The organism is Microlunatus parietis (genome assembly GCF_013407955.1).
In the GTDB taxonomy this organism is placed as follows: Bacteria; Actinomycetota; Actinomycetes; order Propionibacteriales; family Propionibacteriaceae; genus Microlunatus; species Microlunatus parietis.
This window is the reverse complement of the sequence record NZ_JACCBU010000001.1, coordinates 6,110,389-6,129,904: the sequence shown is the minus strand read 5'-3', so window position 1 is coordinate 6,129,904 and position 19,516 is coordinate 6,110,389. Positions and strand designations below refer to the sequence as shown.

At 68.8% G+C, this 19,516-nt stretch carries 18 protein-coding genes, 1 tRNA gene and 1 pseudogene; 12 read left to right on the top strand and 8 right to left on the bottom strand.

Annotated elements, in window-relative coordinates; all coding sequences use genetic code 11:
• Positions 1–365: 365 nt before the first annotated feature.
• A complete protein-coding gene (locus BKA15_RS29540; protein ID WP_312879525.1) occupies positions 366–2,156 on the bottom strand; it encodes an ATP-binding cassette domain-containing protein in 1,791 nt (596 codons plus the stop codon).
• 190 nt (positions 2,157–2,346) lie between these two features.
• Here BKA15_RS29540 and BKA15_RS29535 point away from each other — a divergent pair, with 190 nt between their 5' ends.
• A complete protein-coding gene (locus BKA15_RS29535; RefSeq protein ID WP_218871628.1) occupies positions 2,347–2,607 on the top strand; it encodes a hypothetical protein in 261 nt (86 codons plus the stop codon).
• 73 nt (positions 2,608–2,680) lie between these two features.
• Here BKA15_RS29535 and BKA15_RS29530 read toward each other — a convergent pair.
• Positions 2,681–2,753, bottom strand: a tRNA-Pro gene (locus tag BKA15_RS29530).
• Between the two features lie 98 nt (positions 2,754–2,851).
• On the opposite strand from BKA15_RS29530, the gene BKA15_RS29525 reads away from it, so the two are divergent.
• Together BKA15_RS29525 and BKA15_RS29520 are read left to right on the top strand one after the other, a co-directional pair.
• Positions 2,852–3,583, top strand: a complete 732-nt coding sequence (locus BKA15_RS29525) for a helix-turn-helix domain-containing protein (RefSeq protein WP_312879524.1) — start codon at positions 2,852–2,854, stop codon at positions 3,581–3,583.
• 35 nt (positions 3,584–3,618) lie between these two features.
• Positions 3,619–4,179: a dihydrofolate reductase family protein gene (locus BKA15_RS29520; RefSeq protein WP_179757095.1), complete on the top strand. Its 561-nt coding sequence runs from the start codon at positions 3,619–3,621 to the stop codon at positions 4,177–4,179.
• On the opposite strand, the gene BKA15_RS29515 is transcribed toward BKA15_RS29520, so the two are convergent.
• Complete coding sequence (locus tag BKA15_RS29515; protein ID WP_179757093.1) at positions 4,151–4,567, bottom strand: DUF3224 domain-containing protein; 417 nt, start codon at positions 4,565–4,567, stop codon at positions 4,151–4,153. The two genes, BKA15_RS29520 and BKA15_RS29515, sit on opposite strands and share 29 nt — an antisense overlap.
• Before the next feature lie 51 nt (positions 4,568–4,618).
• Positions 4,619–5,383, bottom strand: coding sequence for an IclR family transcriptional regulator (locus BKA15_RS29510; RefSeq protein ID WP_179757091.1), 765 nt, complete (start codon positions 5,381–5,383; stop codon positions 4,619–4,621).
• Positions 5,384–5,463: 80 nt separating this feature from the next.
• Between BKA15_RS29510 and hutH the strand changes: the two genes are divergently transcribed.
• The 5 genes from hutH (at position 5,464) to hutI (ending at position 12,500) form a co-directional block, all read left to right on the top strand.
• Positions 5,464–7,017, top strand: coding sequence for a histidine ammonia-lyase (hutH, locus tag BKA15_RS29505; RefSeq protein WP_179757089.1), 1,554 nt, complete (start codon positions 5,464–5,466; stop codon positions 7,015–7,017).
• 104 nt (positions 7,018–7,121) lie between these two features.
• A complete protein-coding gene (gene hutU, locus BKA15_RS29500) occupies positions 7,122–8,777 on the top strand; it encodes a urocanate hydratase (RefSeq protein ID WP_179757087.1) in 1,656 nt (551 codons plus the stop codon).
• Positions 8,774–9,991, top strand: coding sequence for an allantoate amidohydrolase (locus tag BKA15_RS29495; protein ID WP_179757085.1), 1,218 nt, complete (start codon positions 8,774–8,776; stop codon positions 9,989–9,991). Before hutU ends, BKA15_RS29495 begins: the two co-directional genes overlap by 4 nt.
• Positions 9,988–11,322 (top strand): formimidoylglutamate deiminase, encoded by a 1,335-nt coding sequence (locus BKA15_RS29490; protein ID WP_179757083.1) that lies wholly within the window; start codon positions 9,988–9,990, stop codon positions 11,320–11,322. Before BKA15_RS29495 ends, BKA15_RS29490 begins: the two co-directional genes overlap by 4 nt.
• Complete coding sequence (gene hutI, locus BKA15_RS29485; RefSeq protein ID WP_179757081.1) at positions 11,319–12,500, top strand: imidazolonepropionase; 1,182 nt, start codon at positions 11,319–11,321, stop codon at positions 12,498–12,500. The genes BKA15_RS29490 and hutI overlap by 4 nt, the downstream gene beginning before the upstream one ends.
• Here hutI and BKA15_RS29480 read toward each other — a convergent pair.
• Positions 12,440–12,964, bottom strand: coding sequence for a GNAT family N-acetyltransferase (locus BKA15_RS29480; RefSeq protein WP_179757079.1), 525 nt, complete (start codon positions 12,962–12,964; stop codon positions 12,440–12,442). The genes hutI and BKA15_RS29480 overlap by 61 nt on opposite strands.
• A gap of 81 nt (positions 12,965–13,045) precedes the next feature.
• On the opposite strand from BKA15_RS29480, the gene BKA15_RS29475 reads away from it, so the two are divergent.
• Entirely contained in the window at positions 13,046–13,456 is a 411-nt protein-coding gene (locus BKA15_RS29475; protein ID WP_179757077.1) for a hypothetical protein, read from the top strand.
• 94 nt (positions 13,457–13,550) lie between these two features.
• Here the strand turns inward: BKA15_RS29475 and BKA15_RS29470 are convergent, their stop codons facing one another.
• The gene (locus BKA15_RS29470) at positions 13,551–14,174 is read right to left on the bottom strand and encodes a hypothetical protein (protein ID WP_179757075.1); all 624 of its coding nucleotides are present in this window, start codon (positions 14,172–14,174) and stop codon (positions 13,551–13,553) included.
• On the bottom strand, positions 14,171–14,809 hold the full coding sequence (locus BKA15_RS29465) for a hypothetical protein (protein ID WP_179757073.1): 639 nt from the start codon (positions 14,807–14,809) through the stop codon (positions 14,171–14,173). The genes BKA15_RS29470 and BKA15_RS29465 overlap by 4 nt, the downstream gene beginning before the upstream one ends.
• 35 nt (positions 14,810–14,844) lie before the next feature.
• Here BKA15_RS29465 and dnaN point away from each other — a divergent pair, with 35 nt between their 5' ends.
• On the top strand, positions 14,845–15,999 hold the full coding sequence (gene dnaN / locus BKA15_RS29460) for a DNA polymerase III subunit beta (protein ID WP_179757071.1): 1,155 nt from the start codon (positions 14,845–14,847) through the stop codon (positions 15,997–15,999).
• A 328-nt stretch (positions 16,000–16,327) separates the two neighbouring features.
• Positions 16,328–16,849, top strand: coding sequence for a hypothetical protein (locus tag BKA15_RS29455; protein ID WP_179757068.1), 522 nt, complete (start codon positions 16,328–16,330; stop codon positions 16,847–16,849).
• 629 nt (positions 16,850–17,478) lie between these two features.
• Here the strand turns inward: BKA15_RS29455 and BKA15_RS29450 are convergent.
• A complete protein-coding gene (locus BKA15_RS29450) occupies positions 17,479–18,354 on the bottom strand; it encodes a DUF4352 domain-containing protein (protein ID WP_179757066.1) in 876 nt (291 codons plus the stop codon).
• Between the two features lie 291 nt (positions 18,355–18,645).
• On the opposite strand from BKA15_RS29450, the pseudogene BKA15_RS29445 reads away from it, so the two are divergent.
• Positions 18,646–19,489 (top strand): annotated as a pseudogene (locus BKA15_RS29445) (IS630 family transposase); the annotation flags it as partial.
• Positions 19,490–19,516 lie beyond the last annotated feature (27 nt).

Here is a 19,516-nt window from a genome sequence, read left to right as displayed (position 1 = left end):
GCGTGAACGGCGCTGCATGCCCGGCTCCGGGGACCTCGAGGTAGCGTGCGCCCGGGATCGCCGCGGCCACCTCGCGGGCCCGAGCCGCACAGGTGTCGTCGGCGAGTGATCGCGGTGGGAAGGCGCTCTAAAGACCGAGGAACTCGAGGGAATTCTGGCGGTCCTAGGGTGCGAGGAGTGCCGCAGCCCGACCGTGATCGGGGTACGCCAGCGCGGCCTCTTGCGCGATCGCCGCGCCCTGGGGCCAGCCGACCACACCACCGGATCGGCGAGCGGATTGCTCAGGAACAAGACCCTGGGCCCCATCCCCCAGCTCGTCAGCCGTCCGGTGCCGGGCAGCACCTTGACCTCACCGGGCGGGTCGATCATGATGCCCGGCCGGTCTGATCGCCGGCGAGCTGTTCGGCAAACAGGTCGGCGAACCGGCCTGGTTGATCAAGGAGTTCGCGATAGCTGCCGACCTGCACGATCCGGCCCTCGTCGAAGACGTAGATCCGGTCCACGCCGCGCAGGGTCCAGGCCCGGTGCGAGACGACGATGGTGATCCGGTTCTCCTTGTTCTGTTGGAGTTCGGCGAAGATCTCGGCTTCGGCCTCGGCGTCGATCGCGCTGGTCGGCTCGTCGAGGATCCAGACCCCGGCGTCGCGCAGGCAGATCCGGGCCAGGGCGAGGCGCTGCCACTGACCGCCGGACAGGCCGACACCGCCCCACTGCTGGCCGAGCTGGGTGTCCAGGCCGTCCGGCAGAGTGCGCACGAGATCACCGAGCCGGGCCGCGTCGAGGGCCGTCCAGAGTTCTGCGTCGCCGACGCCGGTCCGTGGCGTGCCCAGCTCGACGGCCTCGCGCACCGTGAACTCGTACCGGCCGAATTCCTGGTTGAGCAGGCCGACGTCGGCCAGCAGTTCGGGTTGCAAAGGGAACCGGGCCGGCCTGCCGTCGATCATGATCGCCCCGGCCTCGGGCGGTACGATGCCGACCAGCGCGTTGACGGTCGTCGTCTTCCCCGCCCCGTTGGAGCCGACCAGGGCGATCATCTCGCCGCGCTCGACGGTGAGCGAAACCCCGTCGACCGCCGGCCGCGGCTGTCCGGGATAGCGCACGGTGAGGCGATCCAGCTCGATCCGACGGGTCCGCCGGGCCGGAGCGGTCGGCGGTTCGATCGCCGGCTCCGCCACCATCCCGTAGTAGCTGTCGGCCTGCGGCGCCGTCGACATGATGTTGCCGAAGGCGTGCCCGGTGAACCGGATCGCCGACAGCCCGGACAGGATGCCGGCGATCGCGGCCGCGGCGACGGCGGCACCCGCGCCGGAGTTGATCATGGCCCACAGCGCCGCCGCCAGCAGCACCGCGGTGCCCGTCGAGGCGGCCGTCTCCCAGCGCATGTCGGCCGCCAGCACCTTGTCCAGCAGGGCGACCTTCCGCCGCTGCTCGCGACTCACCCGTTTGGCGATCTTGTCGCCAGTGCCGAGCAGGGCGAGCTCGGTCCCGGACCGTTGCTGCAGCAACTGCTCCATCGCGTACGTCGAGCGTCGCTGGGCCGCGGCGACCGGCGGCCAGCCGCGCGCCTCGACCCGCGCGATGAACGTCATCGCGACGACGGTCGGCAGCAGCGCCGACAACACCAGCACGCCGGCGAACGGGCTGAAGGTGAAGATCGCCGCGCAGAGCCCGATCGCGGTCACGGCCGTACCGAGCAGTTGCAGCACGTTGCCCGGCACCCGGCTCAGCGGTTCGATGCCCAGCTCGGCGGCCTGCAGAGCCGTGCTCACCTCCGGCTCGGCCAGCCGGTGCGGCGGCAGTCCGGCCGCCGCCCGGGCCAGCCCGGTCCGGCAATGCCAACCGAGCCGGAGGCCGGTCCGCTGCGACGCGGTGAGGGCGAGATAGCCGATCGAGAAGTTCAGCCCGACGACCACGGTCAGGGCCGCCAGCGCCGTCGCGAGGTGCTGCGGATTCCGTACGGGCGCGGCGATCTCGTCGAGCAGCCGCTTGAGCAGCAGCACCTCCGCGGGCGGCACCAGCGCGTGGCAGAGGCTCAGCACCGAGGCGGCGACGAACCAGCCGGTGCCGTGCCGGGCCGCGTCGCGTACGGCGAGCCAGGAGATGCGCAGCGCAGCCGAGAGCGCAGCGAACAACGTCAGATCTTGGGAGGAAGCCACGGGACTGTCCTTCTGCATCGAGGCCGACAGACGAGGGCAGCAGCCAGCAACCGGCATCCGAACGCCGGCAGAAGGTCGTGCCGCCCGCGGCCAAGTGCGATGACGTCCCCGTGGGACCCAGTGGCAGAGTGGCTTGGGTACCAATCAATCTAGCATCGGAACGACGCGTCGAGCAGAAGGCGAGCCACTCATGCGGATCGCGATCACGGGTCACCGCGGCCTGTCGCCGGAGACCTCACGCCTCGTCGACCAGGCCATCCGGGCCGAGCTCGACCAGGTCGCCGCCGACCACCTGGTCGGCATCAGCGGCCTGGCCGACGGCGCGGATCAGCTGTTCGCCCGGGCCGTGCTCGATGCGGGCGGGCAGCTTCAGGTGATCGTTCCGGCGAAGCGGTACCGGGAGGGGCTGCCGACATCGTCAAGCTCGCTCGCCAGCGCGGTCTGCCGGTGATCGTCAGCTGGCCTCCGGGCGCGACCCGAGACTGACCAGGAACGAACCCGCCGATCGTCGGAATCACCGTCGGTCGGGGCGGCGGGACTCGAACCCGCGATCCCCTGCTCCCAAAGCAGGTGCCCTAGCCACTGGGCCACGCCCCGTCTCCCGGTCGTCCGGGAGGGTCCGCACGAGTGTAATGTCCGGGCTCGCCGCCCACCAACCCGTTACCTTGGTCCGCACGGCGTGATCAAGATCGGAGGTGGCTGCGGCGATGGGGCTGGAGATCGAGGACCGTCCCTCCGATTCGCCGTACGTCGAGCGGGTCTGGCGCAGTCGCAGCTTCGCCGTGGACCGGATGATGTCGGTCGCGAATCCGTACCCGGAACTGGTCTTCTGGGGCGAGCGGGGCCGGATCCGGGTCGCCGTGCAAGGGCCGGAGACGAGGGCCGGCCTGGCGCCGGTGCCCCCGGACACCTGGTTCTTCGGGATCACGTTCTCGCTCGGCACCGCATTCCACCACCTTCCGGCACGACTGCTGTTGGACGGTGGGATCGAGTTGCCGGAGGTCACCGGCCGGCGGTTCGAACTGGCGGGCTCGCACTGGTTCCGGCCGGGCTTCGGCACCGCCGAGCGATTCGTCGGGCGGTTGGTCCGGGAGGGGGTCCTCGGCCGCGACCCGGTCGTCGCGGCGGCGGCCGATGATCATCGGCCCGCAGTGTCGTTGCGTACGGTGCAGCGCCGCTATCTGGCGACGACGGGGCTGACGCCGACGGCGGTCCGGCAGATCCTGCGGGCCCGGCAGGCCGCGATGTTGATCATGGAGGGGATGCCGCCGGTCGAGGTGGTGCACAGGCTCGGCTATTTCGATCAGCCGCACCTGACCCGGTCGCTGGCCCGCTACATCGGGCGGACCGTACGGCAGCTGCGCACGACCGACCCGGCCGAGCCGCTGTCGCTGCTGTACAAGACCGAACCGCCGCCGACCGCCTAGTGTCTGCGCCGACCTCCAGCAGATAAGGATCACGCATGGGCGCATTGCACGCACACGAGTTCATCACCCTCGACGGCATCATCGACGAGCCGGGTTGGTCGGCGGACTTCGACTTCGACGAGGGCATGAACGAGACTCTGGAACGGCTCGCCGAGACCTGCACGGCGGTGATCTTCGGCCGGCGCAGCTACGAGATGTTCGCGCCGGCCTGGTCGGAGCGCACCGGCGAGGACGACCTCTTCGCCCCGTTCCTCAACAAGACGCCGAAGTATGTCGTGTCCAGCACCCTGACCGAGGCGGAGGCGACCTGGCAGCCGACCATCCTCCTCGGCGGGTACGACCCGGAGGCGATCCGCCGGCTCAAGGAGGAGCAGCAGGGCGACGTGTTCACCGGCGCCAGCGGCACCCTGGTCCGGGCAATGCTGGCCGACGGACTGGTCGACCAGTTGCATCTGTTCCTCTACCCGGTGACGCTGGGCACCGGCGCCCGGCTGTTCCCCGAGGGGTCGGTGCCGCAGTCGATGGAGGTGATCAGCAGCCGGACCAACGCCAGCGGCGTGATCAATCTCAACCTTCGGGTACGGCCGCAGGGCTGAGCTCCAAGATCAAATGATGGGTACCGTCCGGGTCGATCACGATCGAGCCGGAGCCGATCAGCCCGGCCAGCTCACCGGTGCCGCTGTCCGGTACGACGGCGAGCTTCTCGTCGTAGCGGTCGGTGCCGTGCGTCGACGCCGTGTGGAGGAAGTTGATCGTGCCGGTCCGGCCGCCGATGGTTCCGTCGAACGACTCCAGCGCGACGTAGCTGCCGGCGCCGGTCTCGGGGTTCAGCGCGCCGGTGAACTGGGTGCTGGCCCGGCCCTCGATGTCGCCGGTGAACGTCTTGATCATGGTGGCGTGGCCGACCGAGGCGGCCGTCGTGATCGGCGGCGTGTGGTCGGTCGGAGTCCAGTCGGAGACGGTGAAGATTCCTTGTGCCTGCATGACCGCGAGGCTAGCCGCCGCCCGCCGGGTCCCGCTTGATCAAATCCGACATCAGCCGGCTCGGCGGCCGCCGAGCCGGTCGGACAGGTGATCGGCGGCTCCCCGTACGGCCTCGACGACCTGATCGTGCAGCCCGGAGCCGGCCTCGGCCGGGAACGTCACGGCGACGCTGGCCACCGGGTGGTCCTGGGTGTCCAGCACCGGCCGGGCGATCGAGGTCCAGCCCGGCGTGACCAGGCCCTCCTCGACGGCGTACCCGCGGGTGCGGACGTCGCTGAGCAGCCGGCGCAGTTCGGTCGGCGTGGTCGGTCCGCGCCCCTCGCGCTGCACCAGGGCGTCCGGATGCGGGAACAGGGCCGTGATCTGGCGGGCCGGCAGCTCGGCCAGGATGGCCAAGCCGCTCGCCGTGACTGGTGCCGGCAGCCGTACGCCGACGTCGGTCACCAGTACCGGTGCCCCGGGCGCGCGCTCCTCGATCACGAAGTACACCTGGGTGCCGTGCAGGACGGACAGCCGGGCGTGCTGCCCCAGCTCGGCCGCGAGCCGGCGCAGCGTCGGCCCGGCGATCCGCTGCAGCGGCTCCTGCCGTTGATAGGCCGTGCCGAGTTCGTACGCGGCGACGCCGAGACAGTAGCGCCGCCGCTCCACCAGATGGCTGACGAAACCTTGATCACGAAGGATCGCCAGCAGCCGGTACGTGGTCGAGCGCGGCAGCCCGAGCCGGGCAGCGACGGTGCCGGCCGACACCGGCTCCGGCTGCCGCGCAAGCAGCCGCAGCACGGCCAGCACGTGATCCGCCGCCGGCGCCGAGGACATGGCCGAAGTGTCTCAGATCCGGGACAGATGTTGCCGTGGCGGTACTCGCCAAACCTGCATCCCGGCACTCCAATAGGAGGATGAACGCAGCTTCCGGATCGGTGCAACTCGGGATCGGACCGCTGGCCGCCGCCGACGTGATCGCCGTCGCCCGCCACGACGCCGTCGTCCGGCTCGCCGAGGAGGCACGCACCGAGGTGCGCCGGACCCGTGCCGTGATCGAGGCGCTGGCCGGCGACGCCGAGCCGCACTACGGGGTCTCGACGGGCTTCGGCGCCCTGGCCACCACGCACATCCCGGCCGACCGGCGGGCAGCCCTGCAGGCGAGCCTGATCCGGTCGCACGCCGCCGGGTCCGGGCCGGAGGTCGAGCGCGAGGTGGTCCGCGCGCTGATGCTGCTGCGCTGTTCGACCTTGGCCACCGGCCGGACCGGTGTTCGGGAGTCGACGGTGGACGGCAATCTCGCGCTGATCAACGCCGGGATCACGCCCGTGGTTCACGAGTACGGCAGCCTGGGCTGCTCCGGTGATCTTGCTCCGCTGGCGCACTGCGCCCTGGCGCTGACCGGCGAGGGACTGGTCCGTGACCGGTCCGGCCAGGTCCGGCCTGCGGCCGAGGCGTTGGCCGAGGCGGGGATCGCGCCGATCATGCTGGCCGAGAAGGAGGGCCTGGCGTTGATCAACGGTACCGACGGCATGCTCGGCATGCTGCTGCTGGCGATCGATGACCTGCGTTCCTTGATCACGATCTCCGACGTCACGGCGGCGATGAGCGTTGAGGGCCTGCTCGGCACCGACCACGTGTTCGCCGCCGACCTGCACGCGCTGCGGCCGCACCCGGGTCAGGCGGCCTCGGCGGCGAACCTGCGGCTGATCATGGCCGACAGTGAGATCCGGGCCAGTCACCAGGTCGAGGACTGCCCGCGGGTGCAGGACGCCTACTCGCTGCGCTGTGCCCCCCAGGTCGCCGGCGCCGCGCGGGACACGGTTGATCATGCGGCCGTTGTGGCCGGCTGGGAACTGGCCGCGGCGATCGACAACCCGGTGATCACCCTGGACGACCGGGTGGAGTCGAACGGCAACTTCCACGGCGCCCCGATCGCTTACCAACTGGACTTCCTGGCCATCGTCGCGGCCGACCTGGCCAGCATCGCCGAGCGGCGTACCGACCGGTTCCTGGACCGCGCCCGCAACCACGGGCTGCCGCCGTTCCTCGCCGACGACCCCGGCGTCGACTCCGGCCTGATGATTGCGCAGTACACCCAGGCGGCGATCGTCTCGGAGCTGAAGCGCCTGGCCGCGCCGGCCTCGGTCGACTCGATCCCGTCCTCGGCGATGCAGGAGGACCACGTGTCGATGGGCTGGTCGGCCGGCCGCAAGCTGCGCCGCTCCATTGACGGGCTGCGCCGGGTGCTGGCGATCGAACTGATCACCGCGGCGCGCGGACTCCGGCTGCGCGCGCCGCTGCGGCCCGGCCCGGCCACGGCCGCTGCGATCTCCGTACTCGAAGGGGCTGGGGTCGCCGGCCCGGGACCGGATCGTTGGCTCTCGCCGGAGATCGAGACCGCGGTCCGGGTGATCAAGGACGGGAGTCTGCGGACAGCGGTCGAGTCGGTGACGGGACCGCTCCGATGACCCACTTCACCAAGTTTGTTGTCGCTTTACCCGAGAAGCTTCTCTGGTAAGGCGCCAGTTTTTCACGTTACGTGAAAAACCTGAGACAGAAGGGACGGTTGATCATGGAGGGTGCGAGGCCGGTACGGGCGCCGCGCGGGACCGGGTTGACGGCGCGGTCGTGGGCCGCGGAGGCGCCGCTGCGGATGCTGATGAACAACCTCGACCCGGACGTCGCGGAACGCCCCGATGATCTTGTCGTGTACGGCGGGACCGGGCGGGCGGCGCGGGACTGGCGGTCCTTCGACGCGATGGTACGGACGCTGACCACACTCGCCGACGACGAGACGATGCTGGTCCAGTCGGGCCGGCCGGTCGGCGTGCTGCGGACCCATCCGTGGGCGCCGCGGGTGCTGATCGCGAACTCCAACCTGGTGCCGGACTGGGCGAACTGGCCGGAGTTCCGCCGGCTGGAGCAGCTCGGGCTGACCATGTACGGCCAGATGACGGCGGGGTCCTGGATCTACATCGGCACCCAGGGCATCGTCCAGGGCACGTACGAAACGTTCGCGGCCGTTGCGGAGAAGCGGTTCGGCGGCACCCTGGCCGGGACGCTGACGCTGACCGGCGGCTGCGGCGGGATGGGCGGCGCGCAGCCGCTCGCGGTCACCCTGAACGGCGGCGTCTGCCTGGTCGTCGATGTGGCCCGGAGCCGATTGCAGCGCCGGGTCGATCATCGTTACCTTGATCAAATCGCGGATGAACTCGACGATGCGGTGGCGATCGCGCTCAAGGCCAAGCAGGACCGGAAGGCCTGGTCGGTCGGCGTCGTCGGCAACGCGGCGACGATCTTCACCGAACTGCTCCGGGGCGGCGTGGAGATCGACATCGTCACCGACCAGACCAGCGCGCACGACCCGCTGAGCTATCTGCCGGAAGGCATCGACCCGGGCGACTGGGACGACTACGCGGCCAAGAAGCCGGAGGAGTTCACCGACCGGGCGCGGGCGTCGATGGCCAAGCAGGTGACGGCGATGGTCGGGTTCGCCGACGGCGGCGCCGAGGTGTTCGACTACGGCAACTCGATCCGGGACGAGGCTCGCAAGGGCGGTTGCGAGCGGGCGTTCGACTTCCCCGGCTTCGTGCCCGCCTACATCCGGCCGCTGTTCTGCGAGGGCAAGGGCCCGTTCCGCTGGGTCGCGCTGTCCGGCGACCCGGCCGACATCGCCGCCACCGACCGGGCCGTGCTGGACCTGTTCCCGGACCACGACCGGCTGCAGAAGTGGATCCGCGGCGCCCAGGACAAGATCAGCTTCCAGGGGCTGCCGGCCCGGATCTGCTGGCTCGGGTACGGCGAGCGGGATCGGGCCGGGGCCGCGTTCAACGACCTGGTGGCCGCCGGCAAGATCACGGCCCCGATCGTGATCGGCCGTGATCATCTCGATTGCGGGTCGGTGGCGAGCCCGTACCGGGAGACGGAGGCGATGCTGGACGGCTCCGACGCGATCGCCGACTGGCCGCTGCTCAACGCGATGATCAACACCGCGTCCGGGGCCAGCTGGGTCTCGCTGCACCACGGCGGCGGGGTCGGCATCGGCCGGTCCATCCATGCCGGCCAGGTCACCGTCGCCGACGGCACCGAGCTGGCCGCCGAGAAGATCGCCCGGGTGCTCAGCAACGACCCGGCGATGGGCGTGATCCGGCACGTCGACGCCGGGTACGACCTCGCCCGCGACGTCGCCGACGAACGCGGGGTCCGGATCCCGCTGGCCGAAGGATGAGCGGCCGGCGGGTGGCCGACCTGCTGGCCGACCTCGAACCGGTCGGCCGGGACGGTGGCACGGGCGGCTTCCGGCGCTACGCCTGGACCCGGGATGATCATGAACTCGGGTCCTGGTTCGAGGCCGAGTGCGCGGCCCGTGGCCTCGCGGTCACCGAGGATCGGGCCGGCAACCAGTGGGCCTGGTGGGGCGATCCGGACGCGACACCGGGCCGGGCCGTGGTGGCCGGGTCGCACCTGGACAGCGTCCCGGACGGCGGCGCGTTCGACGGTCCGCTCGGCGTGGTCAGCGCGCTGCTCGCGGTGGACCGGCTGCGGTCCCGCGGATTCGTGCCGGCGCGGCCGATCGGGATCGCCCGGTTCGTCGACGAGGAAGGGGCCCGGTTCGGCGTCGCCTGCGCAGGCTCCCGGCTGATCACCGGCAAGCTGGCCGCCGACCGGGCGCTCGGCCTCGCCGACGCCGACGGGATCACGCTGGCCGAGGCCCTGCGGAGCGCCGGCCGACGACCGGATGATCTTGGTCCGGACCCGCAGGCACTGGCCCGGATCGGCACCTTCGTCGAGCTGCACGTCGAGCAGGGCAAGGGATTGATCGACCTGGACGCCCCGGTCGGGGTCGGCAGCGACATCTGGCCGCACGGCCGGTGGCGGTTCGACTTCCCGGGCGTCGCCGATCATGCCGGCACGACCGCGCTGGCCGACCGGTCCGACGCCCTGCTCGGACTGGCCCGGCTGGTCCTCGCCGCCCGTACGGCCGCGGAACGGAACGGCTGCCTCGCCACCGTCGGCAAGACTCGGGTGCAGCCTGGTGGGGTGAACGCGATCCCGTCGGCGGCGACTGCCTGGCTGGACGCCCGCGGGTCCGCCGAGGAGGCGGTACGGGCAGCTCTGGCCGACCTGACCGCGTCCGCGGCCGCCGACGGTGGCGTGATCACCGAGGAGTCCTGGACCCCGGTGACCCGGTTCGACCGGGACCTGGCAACCCGGCTGGCCACCCTGCTGGGTGGTGTTGATCAACCCGCCCCGGTGCTCGGCACCGGCGCCGGGCACGACGCCGGGATCCTTGCCCGGGCGGGGATCCCGACGGCGATGATCTTCGTCCGCAACCCGACCGGCGTCTCCCACTCCCCCGCCGAACACGCCGAGCCGGACGACTGCGAGGCCGGTGTCGACGCGTTGGCCGCGGTGCTGGCCGACCTCGCGAGCGACTCATGATCAACTACTGGGCCGAGCACGCGTGGCTGCCGGACGGCCTGGCCGAACGGGTCCGGATGACCGAGACCGACGGCAGGTTCGCGTCCGTGATCACCGGCGCCGACCCGGAGCCGGGCGACGAACGGCTGACCGGAGCGGTGTTCCCCGGGTTCGCCGACGCGCACTCGCACGCGTTCCACCGGGCCCTCCGCGGCCGGACCCAGTCCGGCCGGGGCAGCTTCTGGACCTGGCGGGAGAAGATGTACGCCCTCGCCGGCCGGCTCGACCCGGACAGCTATCGAGAACTGGCCCGGGCCTGTTACACGGAGCTGGCGCTGGCCGGGTTCACCGTGGTCGGCGAGTTCCACTACCTGCACCATGATCACGAAGGTCGCCGGTACGCCGACCCCAACGCCATGGGCCGGGCCCTGCTCCAGGCGGCCATCGAGGTGGGCCTGCGGATCACCCTGCTGGACACCTGCTATCTCGCGGGCGGGCTGGACGAGACCGGGTACCGGGAACCGGACCCGGTGCAACGGCGGTTCTCCGACGGCGACGTGGACCGCTGGGCCGGCCGGGTCGCCGAGTTGATCACGGACGAGGCGGATCCGGCCGGGCTGACCAAGATCGGGATCGCGGCCCACTCGGTGCGGGCGGTGCCGGCCGCGGCGCTCGGGGCGCTCGGGGCGGCGTTCCCGGAGCGGCCGCTGCACGTTCACCTGAGCGAGCAGCCGGCCGAGAACGCGGCCTGCCTGGCCCACTACGGCCGGACGCCGACGCGGCTGCTCGATGATCATGGACTGCTCGGTCCCCGGACGACGGTCGTGCACGCGACCCACCTGACCGGCGACGACATCGCGCGCCTTGGCGGCTCCGGCACCTGTGCCTGCTTCTGCCCGACCACGGAACGGGATCTGGCCGACGGCATCGGCCCGGCCCGGGAGCTGGCCGACGCGGGCGCGCCGCTCGCGCTGGGCACCGATCAGCACGCGGTGGTCGACCCGTTCGAGGAACTGCGCGGCCTGGAGCTGCACGAGCGGCTGCGCAGCGGCGAACGGGGGCGGTTCACGACCGAGGAGTTGATCACCGCCGCGACCGCGGCCGGCTACCGGAGCCTCGGCTGGGCCGACGGCGGCGGGATCGCAGCCGGGCAGCTGTGCGACTTCGTCGTCGTCGACCGGGACTCGATCCGGACCGCCGGCAGCCGCCCGGATCAGCTCTGTTATGCGGCCACCGCGGCCGACGTCCGCCGGGTCGTCGTCGGCGGCCGTACCGTCGTCGCCGACGGCGCGCCCGTCCACGGAATGCCGGACCTGACCATCCTCGACCGACTCTGGGAGGAAGCCCCGTGACCGCGACCTTGATCACCGGGATCGGCCAGCTGGTCACCTGCGACGGCAGCGGACCGGACGGCTTGGGGCTTCGCGATGACCAGGCGGTGATCGCCTCGGACGGCGTGATCAACTGGATCGGCCCTGCTGCGGCGGCGCCGGCTGCCGACACCATGATCGACTGCGCCGGGCGGACCGTGATCCCGGGCTTCGTCGACAGCCATACCCACCTGGTGTTCGCCGGCGACCGGTCCGCCGAGTTCACCGCTCGGATGGCCGGGAAACCCTATGACGGCGGCGGGATCGGCACCACCGTGGCGGCGACCAGATCGGCCGACGATGATCAACTCCGATCGCTGATCGCCGGCCGGGTCGCGGCGGCCCGGGCCCAGGGCACCACCACGCTGGAGATCAAGAGCGGCTACGGGCTGACGGTCGAGGAGGAGGTCCGGGCGCTGCGGCTGGCCGGCGAGTTCACGACCGAGACGACGTTCCTCGGCGGTCACGTCGTGCCGGCCGAGCTGGCCGCCGACCGGGCCGGCTACGTCGACCTGGTGTGCGGCCCGATGCTCACCGCCGCGGCCCCGTACGCGCGCTGGATCGACGTGTTCTGCGAGCCGAACTCCCCGCATGCGTTCACCGCCGAGGAGTCCCGGATGATCTTGACCGCTGGCGCCGCGGCCGGCCTGGAGTTGCGGGTGCACGGGAACCAGCTCGGTCCGGGGCCCGGCGTCCGGCTCGCCGTGGAGCTCGGCGCCGCCAGCGTCGACCACTGCACCCATCTGACCGACGCCGATGTGGATGCGCTGGCCGGTGCCGCGGACACGACGGTCGCCACGCTGCTGCCGGGCGTCGAGTTCGCCACCCGCTCGCCGTACCCGGACGGCGCCCGGCTGGCCGCGGCCGGGGTCTCGATCGCGCTCGCTTCCGATTGCAATCCCGGCACCTGCCACTCCTCGTCGATGCCGTTCATGATCGCCCTCGCGGTACGGGAACTCGGCCTCACGCCGGCCCAGGCGCTGCTGGCCGCGACCGTCGGCGGAGCGCGGGCGCTGCGCCGCACCGATATCGGCGCGATCGCCATCGGCCGCCGAGCCGACCTCGCGGTGATCGACACTCCGTCGTACCTCCACCTGGCCTATTCGCCGGGCATGGCGCTCACCATGGCCTTGGACCCGGACTCCAGGGAGCGCCAGTAGATCAGGCCCGGCTCGTCGCCATGAACGTTCGGGATGGTGCCGATGATCTTGAAGCCCGCCCGCTCATACAGCCGGCGGGAGGGATTTCCTTGCTGGACGAGGTTGAACATCATCGCGGTGTATCCCAGGCGTGCCGCCTGCTCCAGGGAGTGAGCGAGCAGTCTGCTGCCGACGCCACGCCGACGGGCCGACTCCGCAACGAGGTAGCCGCCCTGGGCGATGTGGGCCGCGAACGCGGGAAAGTTGGTGCGCAGGAAGTAGCCGCCGATCGTCGTGTCGCCGACCCGCGCCACGTAGACGCGCCGCCGCCTGATCCAACCCTCGTGGAAGACCTCGCGGTCGGCTTTTACCCCGGCCGGCTGTGCACCGCCGGCGGCCACGACGTCACGGTAGATCTCGAACAGGACCGCGTGGTCGGATTCGGTCGCAGGTACGATCACCAGGTCAGCCGCCTCGTCATTCATCGGTACAGTCCAGCAGAGATCACCGCCAGTCATGCCGGCTGTCCACCCAGCTGTCACCGCTCAGGCGGCGAAGGAGGACCTGTGCCCAGCCCTGACCCGCTGACTGCCTTCGTCGAGCAGATCACTCGGAACACGCTCGACTCCGGGGGCTGCACTGCCGACGTGGCCGCAAGGCGGATCCTTCCAGGAGAGGACGCCTGGTACTTCCCACGCTTCCCGGAACACACCATGATCGTCAGCCTGCCGGAATTGGGCTCCTCCCTGGTCCGGTTCATTGAGTTGCACCACCATCATCACCTCGCCGGCGATATCTGGTTGGGGACCTGGATCAACCCAGCGATCCACCAGTGCTACCTCGATCTGATCACGCGGCACGAGGACGAGCACGAGGCCCTGCGACTCGCACGGCTGTACAGCCACGCGGGAGGCAGGAAGATCATCGCCATCTGCAACCCAGCACGCCGACAGACACGGCAGGTCTGGACGGACTGATCCAGCGGTGGAGTCGGGATTTCTCCATGCACGCCCAGTTGACCGCGACTGCAACGCGGCAACGCCACGCCCATGGAGGAATCCCGACAAACCGTCAGCGGAAGAACTGTTCGCTCTCGGTGCTGACGATCTCGCCGTCGATGTCGAAGATCGACAACGGGTCGTCGAACTCCTCGTCGTCAGCCTCGTCCTCGTCGTCGATCTCCACCGGGTCCGGTCGGAGGATGATCATCTCCGACCACAACGGTCGGACGCCGGCGGCCCGCCACAACCCGTCCGGTCCGCGCGCCGACACGATCAGCCGGATCGCCCGCGACACGGACATCGGGACCGGGTCGAGCACCGGCGGCGGCGCCGACCCCGACTCGGCACCGGCCCGGGCGCCGTCGGCCAGCAGCGCGGGCTCGTCGACGATCATGAAGTCGGTCCGGGTCAGTCGGCTGATCAAGGTCGAACCGTCGTCGTCGGACTCCGGTTCGGGCTCCTCGACGCTGTCCTCGAACGGCGCCGGTTCGCCACAGTGGTCGAGCAGCGCCTGCGCGTAGTCGGCCAGCAGCTCGCGGACCGCCTCCGCGGCTTCGTCCAGCTCGGCCAGGTCGGTGTCCTGCCGGGCCCGAGCCGCGAGCTCGATCTGCGTCCCGAGCGCCTCCTGCAGGCGCTCCCCGGCTCGCCGTACCGCAGCGGCGGACTCGTCGGAGAACTCCGGTTCCATGATCACCAGGCCGGATCGATGAAGGAGTACCAGTCACCGGCCAGCGGCCGGTAGACGATCCGACCGGACAGATCCGCCGTCGGGTCGTCGGCCAGCGGCCGCTGGGCTCGCTCCGGCCCCTCCGGTAGATAGGCGAAGCCGGCCCCGTTGAGCAGCCCGCCCTCCGGTTCGTAGTAGAGGAACCCGGTGCCGATCGCGGCGCACCGACTGATCGGGAAGTTGCCGATCCGGGTCGGGCACGGGCCCTGCCAGACCCCTTCCTTCGGCGGCAGTGGCTGGCCGGCCACCTCGTCGAACGCGGCCCGGTGCAGCTCGAACCGGGCCCGCAGCGGCAGTCCGGACTCGGCGAAGACGAACAGCCCGACCAGGATCACCGCGCCGATGATCACCGCCGGCACCAAGGTCCGCCGGGCGAAGCAGATGATCCCGTTGATCACCAGGAACGAGGCGGCGACCAGGCTCAGCCCGACGCCGATCACTCCCATGATCACCTGCGACCCGGGAACGCTGTTCGCCCAGGCCAGCAGGACGCCGGCGACCGCGGGCAGGGCGATCGCGATGATCAGGACCGCCAGCGGCGGTTGCCAGGGCAGGCGTGGTGTCGGCATCGGCTTCGGCGAGCGCGCCTTGGGTGCGGACATGCCGCAAGAGTATTCGCTGCCGTATCCTCCGGAGGGTGCACATCGTTGTCGACGCCGCCGCGCTGGCCGAGGCCGCGCCGTCCGTGGCCCGAGTCGTCCCCAGCCGGCCGACCACGCCGATCCTGGCGGGGATGCTGATCGAGTCCGGCGCGGGTGCCGTCACCCTGTCCGGCTTCGACTACGAGTCATCGATCCGGGTCTCCGTGCCCGCCGAGGTGCTCCGCCCCGGAAGCGTTCTGGTGCCCGGCCGGCTACTCGCCGAGATCGCCGGCGCATTCCCGGCCGGACCGATCGCGATCACCGTGGACGGGAACGAGGCCGAGCTGACCGGCGAGGGCACCTCGTTCGTGCTGCAGACCCTGCCGGTCGCGGACTATCCCGCCCTGCCCGAGGCTCCCGCCGTGTCCGGTTCGGTCGACCTGGCCGACTTCGACCGTGCCGTGCACCAGGCAGTGATCGCGGCCGGCCGGGACGAACTGTTGCCGATCTTCACCGGCGTGCTGATCGACATCGACGGCGCCGAACTGACCCTGATGGCCACCGACCGCTATCGGATGGCGGTCCGGACCCTGGCCTGGGAACCGGCCGACCCGCAGGCCAAGGCTCAGCTGCTGATCCCCGCGCGCAGCCTCGGCACCGTCACCCGCGGACTGCTCGCCGGCAGCCGGGTCGACCTCGGCTTCGACCCGGATCCGACCGGCGTGCCCACGGTGTCGTTCGGCGGCCGCAGCCGGTCCGGCGAGGTGTGGCAGACGTCGCGGCTGATCGACGGCGCCTACCCGGACTTCGGCCCGCTGCTGCAGATCTCGCCGGACACCACGGTCCGGGTCGCGACGGCGGAACTGCGCGAGGCGGTACGGCGAGCGGCGCTGGTCCTCGAGCGGAACACCCCGCTGCGCCTGCTCGTCGATGATCAACACTGCTCGCTCACGGCGGCCTCCGCGACCGCCGGCCGATCCAGCGTGACGCTGCCGACGGTGAACGAGTTCCTGGCGGCCGAACGAGTCGGCCTGGCCGGCTTCAACCCCGGCTACCTGACCGACGCACTGTCGGTGGTCGACACTCCGTACGTCGAGCTGGCGATCACCGAACGCCAGCGGCAGTGTCTGGTCACCGGACTCGCCGAGCTGGAAGGGAATCCGGAGACCGTCTACCGGCACCTGATCAAGACCCTCCGGCTGAGCACCTGACCGCTGATCGCGGTCCCGGCGTCCGTCGCACCGGCTGAGTCGGGACTCGCTCGATCGCCCCTGATCCCGGATCAGCCGGCGATCGGTCCGATGTCTATCACCGGGAGTGCCCCCGAAGGCCGGTGCTCCCTGCGCTGAGCCGAATCCGCGAACAACGCGAGGTCTTGACACCACGTCGATCCTCCTGTGTCCTGGAACGTTCGTCTTCTAGCGGAGAAGGGGAAGCGGGATGAGACGTGTAGTTGGATTGGTTCTGAGGCTGCTGCTGGCGCTTGGGCTGGTGCCGGTGGTACTGCTGACTGTGACCGCGTGCTGCCCAGCAGGTGGCGTGAAGGCTGACCTGAGGGCTGAGCAGCGCGCCGAGGACGCAGACATTGGTGACTTGCTGAAGCAGTCGGAGAAGGACAAGGAGCTAGCCAAGGGTCCGAAGAAGCCCAACGCCAATGAAGGTCAAGGTGGAGTCAACGCCAGGGGGAACGGTGGCCCTCCTGCTGGCTGCCCTCCTGCTGGCGGCAAGCCTGGCAACAGCGGACGGGAGTTCAACAAGAACCTCCGTGGAGCGAACGGGGCTCAGACCGCATCTACTACCCTCATGCCAAGGCGCAGTATTTCAAAGGACTACTCATTCAGGATGGATGTAGAGAACCCGAAGCCTGGCTATGCGGAGGGCAACATACACGTTCAGCTTGGCGGGAAGGGTTCTGAAAAATACTATTGGCGTGGTGGAACATCCTTCACGACAGACAAGCTCGAACAACTGCCCAAGGTGGCACGCAACTACATTGACAACAACAAGGAAGCTGTTGAGAGAGCAGTCAACCAAGGATTGAAAGTACTAGGTGAGAAATGAAGCTGACTGATGGAGTTCCGCCGACCTGGCGAGTGAAGCTCAAGTCAGGCAATGATGTACTGGTCATGGCTGACTCAGCGCATGTCAACGAAACACACCAAGTGTTCAGTCTCATGCTTGAGGATACGACCGAAGAGGATCGGGCTAGCGAGTTCCTACACATCACTAACAGGTTCCCGACCCGACCTGAGAGAGTGATCGTGACAGTTGCCGCATTTCCACTTGGCGACATTGAAGAGGTAGTTGCCGGAGACTGGAAAGAGGTTCCGGCAGAGTAGACAGAAACCCCGGTTAGGGTCCGCTATGGACTCTGCCGGGGTCTTCTGTCGTTTCAGGTCAGTCCTGAACCAACACAGGGAGTTTGCTTCAGAAATCATTCAAGAACATATGGTTAGAGGACAAAGAAGAGCCCTAGCCAGTTTATGACCAGGGCAATTCTTCAGGCTATTCAGTTGTCGAGGGCTCTTGCAGCTTCCTTGAGTTCGGTCTTGACCTCTCTCGGTAGCACTCCACCAGGTCTGGCCTGACATCGAGTCCAGCTACGTACTCGTCTGCGATCATGGTGGCCAGTACGTCCGCACTGATCTGAGCGTCTCTGAAACGCCTTTCCTCCGGCGTGTAGGTCAGCATCAGTGTTTCGCTTCCTTGGCGTTCCCGTAGAACAAGAACGAATCCCATAGGACGCTGACCTGTAGTTGAACGTCTCCGGTCTGCTTCTTCGGAATGACGTAGCCGAACTCACCCGTTGCCGACTTACCGGGGCGAAGGGTTCCGCTGAATTCTTTCAGGTCGGAGTCGTAGACCTGCTCGGCTACTTCCCCATCCTCCCCGTAGGCAGCCTCACCAGTGATGTAGAAGTCCTTCAGGCTCTCGTCACTGTTGTTGGTGGCCTTGACCGTGAACACCACATAGAAGGTGCCCTGTTCGCCACAGTAGCAATCCTCATCGATGGTCTCATACCGAATACCCGTGACCTTCAAGGTATTACCGAGTTCAGTAACGATGGTCTCACCGAACTCGACTTCGTCTTCCTGTTCCTTGGTGGGCTCTTCAGTCGGATTGGTGCTCGGCTCTCCTTCTACGACAGGAGGCTGAGACTCGGTGTCTTCCGGATTGGGCTTACCCTCTTCAGTCGGCTGAGTCGATTCGGAACCGTTGTTGTCCTTCGTCCCGTAAACGCCCTTCACACCGAGAGTTTCAAATGCCTTCTTGGCTGCCAGCAGGTTATTGCTGCTGACCAGGAAATTGCCGACACGGGCATAAGCACCACCAGCAAAGGAAGTCATGCCGGTATAGGCCTGTTCCAGTTCTTGTGACCAATCCACGATTCCGAATTGAGCTTCGTCAACCTCGCAGGCAAGAACCACGCCAAGCACACTGGCTTCCTGTCGCTGGTTGGTGCACTCGATGGCGTTGGCGATTCCTTCCTTGGTGGTCAGGTCTGGTCTGGCACAGCCCGCAACGGCCAGGATGGTGCAGAGTGCAGCCACGATGGTCTTACGCATAGTTGACGCTCCCCCTTGTTTGAATCTTGGACAGTGTGCGGGCTGATCTGCTCCCGCGTGCGGAAGTTGCTGAACTGTGATGCTCACGCGTCGCCATCCCACGCGTCAGGGCTCCCGGATGACTGAGGCTCCTGCTGACGCTTCCGGTACTCCTTCAGCAGGGCAGCATGACGACTGGTGAGCATGTCTAGGTGCTCATCGTCGTAACGCGGATGGAGGGACTGGAAGAGTTCGTCACGGGATGCGGTGAGAGCCTCTAGTGTCGTGCGTCATTAATTCGTTTACAGTGTGGGTCTGGTCGACCAGACGCGAGGCGGCCGGCCCAAGATCATCGACGATAGCAAGATCATTTCCGCGACGTTGGATCCGCCGCCGGAGGGGTTGGGGGTCACGCATTGGTCGTCACGGTTGCTGGGCAGGCAGCTCGGGATTGCCGCTGCCACCATCGCCCGGGCCTGGCGCAAGTACGGGGTCAAGCCGTGGCGGCGGGAGACCTTCAAGTTCTCCACCGATCCCGAGCTCGAGGCCAAGGTCCGCGATGTCGTCGGTCTCTATCTTTCCCCGCCGGAGAACGCGGTCGTGCTGTGTGTGGACGAGAAGTCCCAGATCCAGGCTCTGAACCGGACCGCGCCGATCCTGCCGTTACGACCGGGGGTTGCCGGAGAAGGCCACCCATGACTACAAGCGCAATGGCACCACGACGCTGTTCGCCGCCCTGGAGGTTGCGACCGGCAAGGTGACTGACCAGTGTTACGACCGGCACGGCAAGGCCGAGTTCCTCGACTTCTTGAAGAAGGTCGCCAAGGCCTATCCCCGACGCCAGCTCCATGTCGTGCTGGACAACTACCACACCCACAAGCACGACGACATCAATCAGTGGTTGATCAAGAACCCGCGAGTGAGCCTGCACTTCACGCCCACCAGTGGCTCGTGGTTGAACCTGGTCGAGATTTTCTTCGGGATCATCACACGCCAAGCGATCCGGCGCGGCTCCTTCGACAGCGTCAAGCAACTCGCCGCCGCGATCCGTACCTTCATCGAGGCTTGGAACGACCGCTGTCATCCCTTCAGCTGGACCAAGACCGCCGACGAAATCCTGCCCCACGCCACCCGTAAACGAACTTCAGACGCGTGACACTAGAAGCAACTGCAGGGTCATGCG